At 70.3% G+C, this 11,976-nt stretch carries 11 protein-coding genes; 4 read left to right on the top strand and 7 right to left on the bottom strand.

Annotation, left to right across the window (positions count from 1 at the left end; all coding sequences use genetic code 11):
- Window positions 1-21 precede the first annotated feature (21 nt).
- The 3 genes from AC3EN4_RS30140 to AC3EN4_RS30130 form a co-directional block, all read right to left on the bottom strand.
- Window positions 22-720: a VOC family protein gene (locus tag AC3EN4_RS30140; protein ID WP_435209761.1), complete on the bottom strand. Its 699-nt coding sequence runs from the start codon at window positions 718-720 to the stop codon at window positions 22-24.
- Window positions 720-1,910: an MFS transporter gene (locus AC3EN4_RS30135; RefSeq protein ID WP_435209760.1), complete on the bottom strand. Its 1,191-nt coding sequence runs from the start codon at window positions 1,908-1,910 to the stop codon at window positions 720-722. Before AC3EN4_RS30135 ends, AC3EN4_RS30140 begins: the two co-directional genes overlap by 1 nt.
- 82 nt (window positions 1,911-1,992) lie before the next feature.
- Window positions 1,993-2,484 carry a MarR family winged helix-turn-helix transcriptional regulator gene (locus AC3EN4_RS30130; protein WP_422735388.1) on the bottom strand — a complete coding sequence of 164 codons (492 nt, stop codon included), beginning with the start codon at window positions 2,482-2,484 and terminating at the stop codon, window positions 1,993-1,995.
- A 109-nt stretch (window positions 2,485-2,593) separates the two neighbouring features.
- Here AC3EN4_RS30130 and AC3EN4_RS30125 point away from each other — a divergent pair, with 109 nt between their 5' ends.
- The 3 genes from AC3EN4_RS30125 to AC3EN4_RS30115 are packed head-to-tail and all read left to right on the top strand — an operon-like array spanning window position 2,594 to window position 5,396.
- The gene (locus AC3EN4_RS30125; RefSeq protein ID WP_435209758.1) at window positions 2,594-3,643 is read left to right on the top strand and encodes an LLM class flavin-dependent oxidoreductase; all 1,050 of its coding nucleotides are present in this window, start codon (window positions 2,594-2,596) and stop codon (window positions 3,641-3,643) included.
- The gene (locus AC3EN4_RS30120) at window positions 3,636-4,667 is read left to right on the top strand and encodes an LLM class flavin-dependent oxidoreductase (protein ID WP_422735390.1); all 1,032 of its coding nucleotides are present in this window, start codon (window positions 3,636-3,638) and stop codon (window positions 4,665-4,667) included. Before AC3EN4_RS30125 ends, AC3EN4_RS30120 begins: the two co-directional genes overlap by 8 nt.
- 30 nt (window positions 4,668-4,697) lie before the next feature.
- Window positions 4,698-5,396: an NADPH-dependent F420 reductase gene (locus tag AC3EN4_RS30115; protein ID WP_435209756.1), complete on the top strand. Its 699-nt coding sequence runs from the start codon at window positions 4,698-4,700 to the stop codon at window positions 5,394-5,396.
- 13 nt (window positions 5,397-5,409) lie between these two features.
- On the opposite strand, the gene AC3EN4_RS30110 is transcribed toward AC3EN4_RS30115, so the two are convergent.
- The 4 genes from AC3EN4_RS30110 to AC3EN4_RS30095 form a co-directional block, all read right to left on the bottom strand.
- Window positions 5,410-6,138: a tetratricopeptide repeat protein gene (locus AC3EN4_RS30110; RefSeq protein WP_435209754.1), complete on the bottom strand. Its 729-nt coding sequence runs from the start codon at window positions 6,136-6,138 to the stop codon at window positions 5,410-5,412.
- 59 nt (window positions 6,139-6,197) lie between these two features.
- On the bottom strand, window positions 6,198-6,956 hold the full coding sequence (locus AC3EN4_RS30105; protein ID WP_435209752.1) for a GNAT family N-acetyltransferase: 759 nt from the start codon (window positions 6,954-6,956) through the stop codon (window positions 6,198-6,200).
- Between the two features lie 83 nt (window positions 6,957-7,039).
- Window positions 7,040-7,729: a TMEM175 family protein gene (locus tag AC3EN4_RS30100; RefSeq protein WP_435209751.1), complete on the bottom strand. Its 690-nt coding sequence runs from the start codon at window positions 7,727-7,729 to the stop codon at window positions 7,040-7,042.
- A 95-nt stretch (window positions 7,730-7,824) separates the two neighbouring features.
- Window positions 7,825-9,363 carry a pectate lyase family protein gene (locus tag AC3EN4_RS30095; RefSeq protein ID WP_435209749.1) on the bottom strand — a complete coding sequence of 513 codons (1,539 nt, stop codon included), beginning with the start codon at window positions 9,361-9,363 and terminating at the stop codon, window positions 7,825-7,827.
- 900 nt (window positions 9,364-10,263) lie between these two features.
- Here AC3EN4_RS30095 and AC3EN4_RS30090 point away from each other — a divergent pair.
- A partial coding sequence (locus AC3EN4_RS30090) for a cellulose binding domain-containing protein (protein ID WP_435209747.1) occupies window positions 10,264-11,976 on the top strand: 1,713 nt, incomplete at its 3' end.

Raw genomic sequence — 11,976 nt, 5'->3', positions numbered from 1 at the left:
CGGGCGCGGCTGGGCGCGGGCTCACTCGGGCAGCGTCGCCCCCGACTGCTCGGCCACCAGGTACCTCGCGTACCAGTCGGGCCAGTTGTCGTCCCGCTGGCCGGTGCGCTCCTCGTGCTCGCCGTGGGCGGCCGCCGCGCGCCGCAGCGCGTCCGCGAGGTCGGTCGCCGACCGGTACGACGTCAGTTCGCTCTCGACGCGCCCGGGCAGACGGGTGGTGATCTCCTGCATCAACCAGGTGTTGCCGTCCGGGTCGTGGAACGTGGCCCGCGAGACGTAGCTGCGGCGCTCCGGGTCGGGACCGTCGGCCGGCCCATCCGGGGTGACGTGGAAGACGTCCCCCACCTCGACGCCGGCGGCGACCAACGCGTCACGGGCCGCCTCGATGTCCGACACGACCAGGTACGCCGTCGCCGAACCCGGCGCGGCCGACGTGAGCTGCGTGCCGAACTGCACCGAGCACGGGGAGCCATGCGGCGTGAACTGGACGATCCCGGGCGGTGTCTGGTCGAGTCGCCAGCCGAGGCCCTGGTAGAACCGCTTCGCGCGGTCGACGTCCGCAACCGGGACGACGATCACCTCGACCTTGACGTCGAGGCTCGCGAGGCCGGGCTCGCCCCGATCGGCTTTCGGGCTCATCGCGACCTCCTGGGTGTACCGCCCCACCGTCGACGACCACGCTACGTCCTGCGCCCCGGCGAGGTACGGCGTTCGGGACATCAGCCCGGTGCTGCCCTGGTCGCCCTGCGCAGCCCGAACAGGGCGACCAGCGCGAGCAGGATGACGGCGACGGAGTACTCGTCGGCGGTCTGCGGGAGGCCCCCGGCGTACACCACCAGGAAGCCGGCGATCACGGTGGGCAGGCCGAAACCGACGTAGCAGACGACGTAGAGCAGCGAGAGCACGCTGGCGCGTTCGTGCGCCTCGACCAACGGCATGATCGTCTTCAGGCTGCCCTGGAACCCGCCGCCGAAGCCGACGCCGCCGAGCGCCAGACCGACGAAGAACCCGGGTACGGACTCGGCCATCACCGAGACCACCGTGACGACCATGCCCAGGATGAGGGCGACGATCCCGGTCAGGATCACCGTGCGCGCGGCGGTGTCGCGCAGCAGCAGGACGGCGACCGACCCGAAGAGGGCGAAGACGAACAGGACCAGACCTGCGACCACGATCGAGGTGTCCATGAGACTGCGTACCAGCGCCGGACCGAGCGCGCCGAAGAAGCCGGCCAACGCCCAGACCGCGAACAGCACCGGAGCGACGACCAGCACCGGTCCGCGTACCGCGCGCGGCAGTTTGATCTCCGGTCGCAGGCTGCGGCGCGCTCCCGGCATCCGCGTGACGGTCTCGGGCATCAGCGCGACCCCGATGGCCTGGATCAGCAGGACCCCGACGAGGACCACGTACACCAGCCGCGTCGGCGCGGGCAGGTAGCGGATGAACAGCGCCGACAGGAGCGCGCCGCTACCGGTGCCGAGGCCGGGGGCGATCGAGTTGGCGAGCGTCCCCCGGGCCCGGTCGATGTCCAGCATGGCCGCGCCGACGGCGCCCGTGGCGGCGCCCGCCGCGAGCCCCTGCACGAGGCGGGCGACCAGCAGCGCGGGTACGCCGTTGGCGAGGATGAACACCAGCAGCGACAGGATCTGCACGGCGATCGCGACGGCCAGCACCGGACGCCGGCCGACGTGGTCGGAGAGTTTGCCGAAGGTGAGCAGCGACGCCAGCACCGCGAGCGCGTAGACCGCAAACACCACGGTGGTGGTGACCGCCGAGAAGTGCCAGCGCTCCTGGTAGATCCCGTAGAGCGGGGTCGGGGCCGCCGAGGCGGCCAGGAACGACACGAGGATCGACGCGAGCAGGACCAGGGAGACGTTCGGTCCGAGTCGCGCCCGCCCCGTGCTCGACATGTCGGTGCTCCTCGGGCTGCTGTGGCGCGTCGGGTTCGACGGCCGCAGGCGCGTACCCGATGTGCCGGCCTCCATGCGCCGACTACTCGTCGGCGTCAGACCCTAGGCGCTCGCGCAGCGCACGCGCGATGTCGCCGGCGGCGCGCAACTGGTCCGGGGTGAGCGCGTCGACGAACAGTTCCCGGATGGTGCGCAGGTGCGGGAAGGTCGCCTGCTGGAACGCGTCGGCCCCGCCCGGGGTGAGAATCACCTCCGCCCCGCGTGGGACGGTCGCGCACTCCTCGCGACGGATGAGCCCGCGTCGCTCCATTCGGCCCAGGTGGTGCGAGAGCCGACTCCGCTCCCACCCGATGTGTGCGGCCAGCGCGGAGGAGCGCATCCGCCGCTCCGGTGCCTCGCTGAGGGCGAGCAGGACGGCGTAGTCGCCCGGCGAGAGGGAAGAGTCGACCTGGAGACGCGACCCGACCCGGGAGGTGAGAGCCCCCGTCGTCTCGACGAAGTCCCGCCAGATCCGCAGCTCCTCCGCCGTCGGCAGTTGCCGACCCCTGCGCCGCTCGGGGGTGTCGTCGATCATTCCAGTCTCCCGGGAATTGACGTGTCAATCAGCAGGTTAGCATCATTGACACGTCAACCGGGAAGACCGCTTCCCGCGCGTCGACGGCGAGGAACGCCGAGGAGGAGACATGTCCGCCGGATCTTTCGAACTGGGGCTCAACTCGTTCGGCGAGGTGGCCACCGACGGCGACCGGACGCTCAGTGACGCCGAGACCGTCCGGCTGCTGGTGGACGAGGCCCGGCTCGCGGAGTCAGTCGGGCTCGACGTGTTCAGCCTGGGCGAGCACTACCGGGAGGGGCACAACGACTCGGCCACCCCCGTCCTGCTCGCGGCGACGGCGACGGCGACCGAGCGGATCAAGCTCGGCACCTCGGTCACCGTGCTGAGCACGAACGACCCGGTACGGCTCTACCACGAGTTCGCCACCCTGGACGCGGTCAGCGACGGCCGGGCCCAACTGGTCCTCGGTCGGGCATCGGCGACCGAGTCGTTCCCCCTGTTCGGCTACGACCTGGCGGACTACGAACGGCTGTTCGAGGAGAAGCTGGACCTCTTCCTCCGACTCCAGCAGGAGGAGACGGTCACCTGGTCCGGAACCGTTCGCGCCCCGCTGGTCGCGCAACGGCTGCACCCGCGGATGCGCCCGGGCGGGATCCCGACCTGGATCGGTGTCGGCGGCAGCCCCAACTCGGTGATCCGGGCCGCCCGGCACGGGCTCCCGCTCATGCTGGCGATCATCGGTGGACGCCCACAGCGGTTCGCCGGTCACGTCGACCTCTACCATCGGGCGCTCGACCAGTTCGGGCAGGCCGCGCAGCCGGTCGGGCAGCACTCGCTCGGCCTCGTCGCGGACACCGACGAGGAGGCCGTCGAGACGTGGTGGCGGTACTGGCAGCCGACCGTGGCGCGGCTCGCCGAGGAGCGCGGCTTCTACAAGCCGGACCGCCAGCGCTACGAGGCCGAGATCGACCACGGCGCGCTGTTCGTGGGGTCGCCGGAGACGGTCGCCCGCAAGATCGCCACGATGGCCCGCGACCTGCGACTGAGTCGGTTCGACCTGAAGTACGACATCATGCACCTGCCTCGCGAGGCGCGGGCGCGCACCATCGAGCTGCTCGGCAGCGAGGTCGCGCCACGGGTCCGGGAGCTGTTGGCGAAGGAGCCCACAAATGTCTGATCTCGTGTTCGGCCTCGACACCTTCGGTGACGTGCCGGAGGACGACTCCGGCAAGCCCGTCTCCCACGCCGCCGCGATCCGGCAGGTCGTCGACGAGGCGGTGCTCGCCGACGACCTCGGCGTCGACGTCATCGCCCTGGGCGAGCACCACCGACCGGAGTACTCGGTGTCGACGCCCGAGACGGTGCTGGCGGGCATCGCCACCCGTACCTCGCGGATCCGGCTCTCCTCCGGCGTCACGGTGCTGAGCTCGGACGACCCGGTCCGGGTGTTCCAGCGTTTCGCCACGGTCGACGCGCTGTCGAACGGCCGGGCCGAGGTCATCCTCGGCCGGGGCTCATTCACCGAGTCCTTCCCGCTGTTCGGCTACGACCTGGCCGACTACGACGTGCTGTTCGAGGAGCGGATCGACCTGTTCGCGAAGCTGCTCGACGAGCAGCCGGTCACCTGGAGCGGCACCACCCGCGCCCCGCTCACCGACGCCGACGTCTTTCCCAAGACGGAGTCCGGACACCTCACCACGTGGGTGGGCGTGGGCGGCTCGCCGCAGTCGGTGGTGCGGACCGCCCGGTACGGCCTGCCGCTCATGCTCGCCATCATCGGCGGCGCTCCCGAGCGTTTCGCGCCCTACATCGACCTCTACCGCCGGGCCGCCGACCAGCTCGGTACCACCGCCCACCCGGTGGGGATGCACTCGCCCGGCTTCATCGCCGACACCGACGAGGAGGCCAAGGAGCTGTACTGGCCGCACTACCGGGTCATGCGCGACCGGATCGGCGCGCTGCGCGGCTGGCCACCGATCCGCCGCCAGGAGTTCGACTCGGAGGTGGCGCACGGCTCGCTCTACATCGGCTCGCCGGAGACGGTCGCCCGGCGGATGGCCGCCGCCATCCGCGGCCTCGGGGTCGGCCGGTTCGACCTCATCTACACCGCCGGGGCGCAGCCCGTGAGCGCACGGATGCGCGCCGTGGAGCTGTACGGCTCCCGGGTGATCCCCATGGTCCGCGACATCCTGGCCAGCTGATCCACCGCCCGCCCCTTTCGAGAGGAAGACATGAACGACAGCGGTTCCGACCGACCACGGACCCTCGCCATCCTTGGCGCCGGCAAGGTGGGCACCGTCCTGGCCCGGCTCGCGCTGGCCGCCGGCTACCGGGTGCGCATCGCCGGGTCCGGCGATCCGGCGAAGATCGCCCTGACCGTCGAGGTGCTTACGCCCGGCGCGGTGGCGACGACCGCGGTCGACGCCGTGGCAGACGCCGACATCGTCATCCTGGCCCTTCCGCTGGGCAAGTACCGGGCGCTGCCCGTCGAGGCGCTGCGCGGCAAGCTCGTCGTCGACGCGATGAACTACTGGTGGGAGGTCGACGGCATCCGCGACGACCTGACCGATCCGCGCACCTCGTCCAGCGAGATCGTCCAGGCGTTCCTGGCCGGGTCGCGGGTCGTCAAGGCGTTCAATCACATGGGCTACCACGATCTCGAGGACGGGGCGCGGCCGGCGGGCACGGCCGAGCGCAAGGCCATCGCGATCGCCGGTGACGACGAGGCCGACCTCGCTCCGGTGGCCGCGCTGGTGGACGCCCTCGGCTTCGACCCGGTCGTCGCCGGTCCGCTCGCCGAGGGCGTACGCCTCGAACCGGGCAGCGAGTTGTTCGGCGCCAACGTCAGCGCCGACGAGGTGCGCGCCATGCTCCGACGCTTTCCCGAGTCGGAGCGCGGCCAGGCCGTCGCCGCCGCGCGGTCGGCCTGACAGCCCGGACGTCTCAGCGGTCGTCGTCGGCGAACGCCGTGCGGGGGTCGAGGTGCCGACCCCGCTCCTGCGCGGCGGCGTAGGCCGCCGGGCCGAGCACCTCGATCGCGGCCTCGCGCACGGCGGCGAGGTCGGCCGCGTCGTCCGGGTCCGGCACCTGGCCGATGGCCGCGAACGCCGCGTCCGCGAGACCGACCATGAGCGCCGCCCGCGGGTGGTCACCCTCGGCGGAGGCGAGCGCCGCGCCCGCCACGCAGACGTACGGCACAAAATCGTCCCAGCCGTGCTGGAACACCCGGGTACGGCTGAGGGTGAACAGCCGCCGCGCCTCGGCGAGATTGCCGAGGCCCAGCTCGCAGAAGGCCAGGTTGTGCGTCTCGGAGTTCACCATCTCCGGCCGGCCCAGCGACTCGTTGAGCGCGATGCTCTCGCGGTACAGGTCGCGGGCCCGGTCCAGGTCGCCGGCCATTCGCGCCACGGCGGCCAGCACGTGCCGGGGCCGCTCCTCCAACGCACGGTCACCGGAGCGCACCGCGACGTCGAGCGCCTCGCGGGCCCGTGTCTCCCCGAGCGCCAGGTCGCCGCCGCGAATCGCCACCCGGGCCAAGCTGTAACGGGCCTCCACCTCGTTGGCGGCGTCGCCGGCGGCCCGCGCACGTTCGATCTCCGCCGTGCTCATCCGTACCACCGCCTCGGTCTCGCCCCGACGAAAGGCCGAGCGGACGTCCTCACTGAAGCTCACGGTCGGTTCCCCTCGTCTGTCCCGGCTGGTCGCGGCTTTCCGGCCCCGGCGGCCGCCGTTCAGGCATGGAAGGCGATCCAGTTCTCCTGGAAACGGAAGCCCATCGACTCGTACAGCGGCCGGCCCAGCGCGCTGGACTGCAGATACGCCGCGTCCGCGCCGGCCGCGACGCCGTCGCGCACCACCTTCTCGGTGATCGCGCGGCCCAGACCGCGGCCCCGGGCGGCCGGGACGACAGCGATGTTGAACACGCCGACCACGCCCCGGGTGTGCATCCCGAGACCGGTGCCGAGCAGCTGACCGTCCTCCTCGTACAGGTAGCCGTCGATCCGCTCGGCGTCGAGCACCGCACCGCCCATCAGCGGCCCGAACAGTCCGTCCGGCGCTTCGAATCCCCTGGTCAGGACGTCGGTGTACCGATCACTGTCCGCCGCGCCGACCCGGCGCACCCGGGCGAGCTGCGCCTCGTCCGCCCGCAAGACCAGCTCGTCAGCCGCGCCGGCCAGCAGGGGCAGGTCGCTGCGCGCGGCGAGCCCGTGGCGGACGGCGAGCTCGGCCACCGACCCGTCGGCGTCGTACCGGACCATGATCGACCACGCTTCGACCTGCCGGGACACCTCGGTCGCCAGCTCGTGCAGCGCGTCGAGATCCGGCTCCGGCGACAGGTCGTACGCCACGTTCAGCGTCGCCGCCCGCGCGTGGGTGACCGCCGCACGGGCGGTGCCCCGTCGCGCGTAGTGGCCCTTCGGTGTCGCACCGCACAGATCCTCGATGGCGTCGTCGTACGCCGCCGCCATCCGATCGCCGATGATGGTCATTCCTTACCCCCCAGACGCTCCCCCGAGCGTGCGCAAACATAGCCGCAGCGCCGCGACCTGCGCGAACCGAGGTGGGGCGGGGGTCAGCTCCGGCGGGCGCCGCCCCCGGGCCACCACCGCCCGGCGCGGAGCCCCTGGCTGGTGGCACCATGGAAGATGATCATTACGATGATGCCGACCAGACCGAGGAACGGGTTCACCAGCCAGCCGAGCACACCGGTCAGGCCGTAGAGGATCAGGCCGACGATCGGGCGGGCCTCCTGCACCCGGACCTGGTCCTGGTGGACGGTCTCGGCGCGCAGCGCCGGATGGCGGCGCACGTAGGCGAAGAGGACCCACCAGGGCGCCGACATCAGGGACGCGGCGAACGCGTACAGGACGACGGCCACGCGCAGGTCGTCGGTGTTGCCGTCGGCCAGCGCCGAACTCAGCACGGCGGTGGGAAACGGAATGATCACCACGCCGAAGAGAATGCCGAGGTTGATGGAGCTGAATGCGGGGGTGGTGCCCCGCACCAGTTGGAGCACGGCGTGGTGATTCAGCCAGAGGACGCCGACATAGATGAACGACACGACGAAGGCCAGGTATGCCGGCCCTTCGTCGAGAAGCCCGTCGGCCAGCCCGCCCTCGTGGAAATCCGGCACCCGCAGATCCAGTACCAGCAGGGTGATGACGATGGCGAACACGCCGTCGCTGAACGCCGCCAGGCGACCCGCGTCGGTCACCGCGGGATCGCCGTCGCCTGCCTGGATCCCCCGTTGACCTGCGGACATTGCCGCATGCTAACAGTGACGTTGCGACAACCGACCGTGATTGCGGGTCGAGGCACCCGCCCGGCAGAGGCGACGACGCGTTCACCGTCCGATGGTCAGCCGGCATAGGTCTCGAACTCGCCCACCCGGGGCGTACCGCTGGAGCTGTTGATCCTAAAAGTGATCTTGCTCAGTGTCGTCGCGGCGAACGTGATCGCGCCCGCACCCGTGCCGGCCGCCAGGACGGCGTCGGTGTCGTGGTTGACGAGCTGCCAGGCCCCGATGGAGCCCTGGGTCCCGGAGGGCTCCCGGATGATGACGCGGGACACCCGGGTGGCCGATCCCCACTTGATCGAGATCGTGCCGGTCGCGCCGACCGGTGACCAGTAGGTGGTGATGTCGCCGTCCCGTACGTTGCCATAGCTGGTCCCGTCGGCCTTGCTGGAACCGTCCGCGCCGGCGCCGAGACTGAGGTTCGGCCCGCTGGGCGGCGCAGTGGTCGGCGGCGGGGTGGTCGGGGGCAGCGTGGTGGGCGGCGGCGTGGTGGTGGGCGCGCAGCTTCCGTCGGACACCCGCAGGCCCGTGTTGGCGCCGGCCGTCTGGCCCACCACGGTCGGGACACAGCTCGCGCCGTCGAGCCGGTACGCGTACGGAACGCTGACGGTGGTGGTGGACGTCGGGTTGGGGCCGGCGGGGTAGTTCTCGCTGCCGGGGGTGGACCAGGTGACGCTGTCGAAGATGTTGCCGCTGACCTGCCAGTAGCCGCGCTGGTCGGTGTAGAAGGTGCCCAACACGTCCTTCGAGTCGCGGAAGTGGTTGTTCTCCACCTTGGCCCGGGCCCCGGCCCGGGAGTTGATACCGGACTCGTGCAGGCCCACGTAGCTGTTGTTGTAGATGTGGGCGACACCGCCACGCAGCAACGGCGTACGGGAGTCGATGTTCTGGTAGAGGTTGTGGTGGAAGGTGACAAAGCCGTTCGACAGGTCGCTCTCACTGGACCCGATGAGGCCACCCCGCCCGGAGTTCCGCAGGATGCTGTACGACAGGGTGACGTACCGGGTGTCGTCCTTCATGTCGAAGAGGCCGTCGAACCCCTCCGCCTCGCCGCCGGACGCCTCCAGGGTGACGTGGTCCACCCAGACGTTGCGGACCGCGCTCTCCATACCGATGGCGTCCCCGCCGTTGGAGGTGGGCGAACCCGACTTCTTGACGTTCCGCACCGTCACGTTCTGGATGATGATGTTCCTGGAGTCGCGGATGTGGATACCCAGCTGGTCGAAGACCGCTCCACTGCCGACCCCGATGATGGTGACGTTGCTGATCTGCTTCAGCTCGATCACACCGTCCGCCGTGTTGCAGCTCGACCCGGACACCTTGCTGGTGTTGCCGTGGTTGATCGTCCCCGTCACCTCGATGGTGAGCGGAGTACTGCTACTGGCCCGCCCGCACAGGGCCGCGTGGATCGCGGTGCCCGTGCTGGCGCGTACCGTCTGCCCTCCCGCGCCGCCGGTGGTCCCGCCGTTCTGGGTGGCGTACCCGGTGGCGGCGCCCACCGCCGCCGCGGGCCGGTTGCCCTGGACGGTCACGCCGGCCGCGACGCCGACGGCGACCGTCAGGAGCGCCACCGGAAGCCGGCGCACGACTGTTCGTCTCATCTCGCCTCACCTTCGAAGAATTGGATGACTCGTCGATGCCGGACGACGACAGCGGCGGCCCGACAAGACTGCCGTCGCGCGATCCGGGAAAGACAACAATCAATTACGAATCGACCAGAGAAAATACGTTCACCCAGAACAGCACGGCAGAGCCGCTGGCCAACCGGCACGCAGCCGTCACAATCCCGAGACGCACCAGCCGGCCCCGAGAGGAAACATCGACGTGACGCAATCGTAGGAAAGCGTTTTCCCTCCCGCAATAGCTACCGTTTGCAGGTTTTTTGCAGTCCACATCCCCACTCTCGGTGATCATGAAGTTATCGCCACGACACGCCGCCGCCAGGGGCGATAACTTCATGATCACCGAGGGTCGGCGGGGCGGCTGGGCGGTCGGGCGAGTGGGCGGTCGGGTGGGTGGGTGGGTGGGCCGGGCATTGACAGGGGGCATTGAACGAAATAAATTCCTGGCAACGAGAAACTGTTTCGCGCGCTCGCTGTGCGGCACTCACCCGCGAGCGGCGAACGAGCAGAGCGGCCGCCCGCCCGACGAGCCGGTCGACAAAGGAGGGTGCCGCAGCCCCGCCGGACCCGCTCGTCGCACCGTCACTCGTCGCGCCCCCGCAGCACCGCCGGCGCGAGTGCCGGTCCGGCGTCGACTCCCGGCCGCCGCACCGGCGTTCCCCGGTGCTCCACTCCCCCGGCGGATCTGTCGCGCGGGTCGGGTCGGCGGCCGACAGGTAGGTCGAGGATGACCGGCCCGGGCTGATCTGGAGAGCAGATCCGACGACCCACCGTCGCGCGCTTGGGAGCGCTCCCGGCGACGCCTGACGTACCGCCCGACGCTCTCCGAACCGACCAGCCGGACGCGTCGGCCGCCACCACCACCTCGGGAGAAGCCTGATGAGAAAACGAAGGGTCACCAACGCCGCCCTGGTGTCGGCGGGTGCCGTCATGCTGGCGTCGACGGCGGTCGCGCTGGCCGCGCCCGCCGGTGCCGCAGCCGCCGGCTGTGCCGTCAACTACGCCGTGTCCTCGCAGTGGCAGGGCGGCTTCGGCGCGAACGTCACCATCACCAATCTCGGCGACGCGGTCAGCAGTTGGACGCTGAACTGGTCCTACAGTGCCGGGCAGACCGTCACGCAGTTCTGGAACACGACACTGACCCAGAGCGGCGCCGAGGTCACCGCCAAGAACGTCAGCTACAACGGCGGCATCGCCACCAACGGCACGGTGTCGTTCGGGTTCAACGGCTCGTGGACGGGCAGCAACCCCGATCCGACCAGCTTCGCGCTCAACGGCGTGACGTGCACCGGCGACACCACGCCCACGACGCCGGCCCCCACGACACCGCCACCCACCACGCCGCCGCCGACCACGCCACCCCCGACCACACCGCCGCCCACCGGACCGGCGGACATCACGGTGAACAGTGCCACCAGGTACCAGACCGTCGACGGCTTCGGGGCCGCCCAGTCCATCTGGGGTAGCGCCTGGTCGACCACCGACACCCAGACCCTGGTCGGGCTGGGCGCCAACCAGCTCGGGCTGTCCATCGTGCGGACCGGTCTCTCGCCCGAGTCCAGCGAGTGGGCGACCCACGTCAACTCGTTGAAGACGGCGAAGGCGTACGGGTCGAACGTGAAGATCCTCGCCTCGCCGTGGACCGCGCCCGCCGCCTGGAAGACCAACAACAGCAGGACCAACGGCGGCAAGCTGAAGACCGACTACTACGACGACTACGCGAACCACCTGAACAGCTACGTCCAGTACATGCGGGGGCAGGGCGTGACCATCGACGTCACGTCCGTGCAGAACGAGCCGGACTGGCACCCGGACTACGACTCGATGGACTGGAGCGGCACCGAGCTGCGCACCTTCGTCCGCGACCAGGGCACGAAGGTGCAGAACACCAAGCTGATGGTCGCCGAGGCGGTCAACCTGAACTACAGCTACACCGACCCGACCCTGAACGACGCGACCGCCCGGAACAACATCGGTTACATCGGCGGTCACCTGTACGGCACCGAGTCCGCGGGACGGCTGGCGCCGTACAACCTGGCCGCCCAGTACAACAAGCCGGTGTGGATGACCGAGTGGAACCTGCACGCGGCGGACGGTGGCGGCTCGAACATCTGGGGCAACCCCAGCAACCTGGCCGTCTGGAACGAGACGCTCGACGACATCATGCGTACGGTGCACAAGTCGATGGAGGCCAACTGGAGCGCCTACATCTGGTGGTACGGCAAGCGTTACTACTCGTTCATCGGTGACGGTGAGGCGGCGTACGGCACCACGGCGGGCGCCCCGCTCAAGCGCGGCTACGCGTTCTCCCAGTACGCCAAGTACGTCCGCCCGGGTTACCAGCGGGTGGCCCTGACCAAGAGCTCCAAGGCGTCCCCGTTGGAGGTGACGGCCTACCAGGGCGACGGCAAGATCACGCTGGTCATCCTCAATCGGTCGAACAGCGCGGTCAACAACGCCGTGATCCAGGCCCCGCAGAACGTCAGCAGGGCGGAGTACTACCTGACCTCGCAGAACGCCAACGCGGCGAGCCAGCCGACAAGCGTGAGCGGAGGCCGGGCCACGGTCAACGTCGGCGCGCGGAGCATCTCG

The organism is Micromonospora sp. bgisy143, from assembly GCF_057708145.1.
Note: the sequence above shows the minus strand (reverse complement) of the source record. Positions and strands in the feature narration are given on the sequence as shown.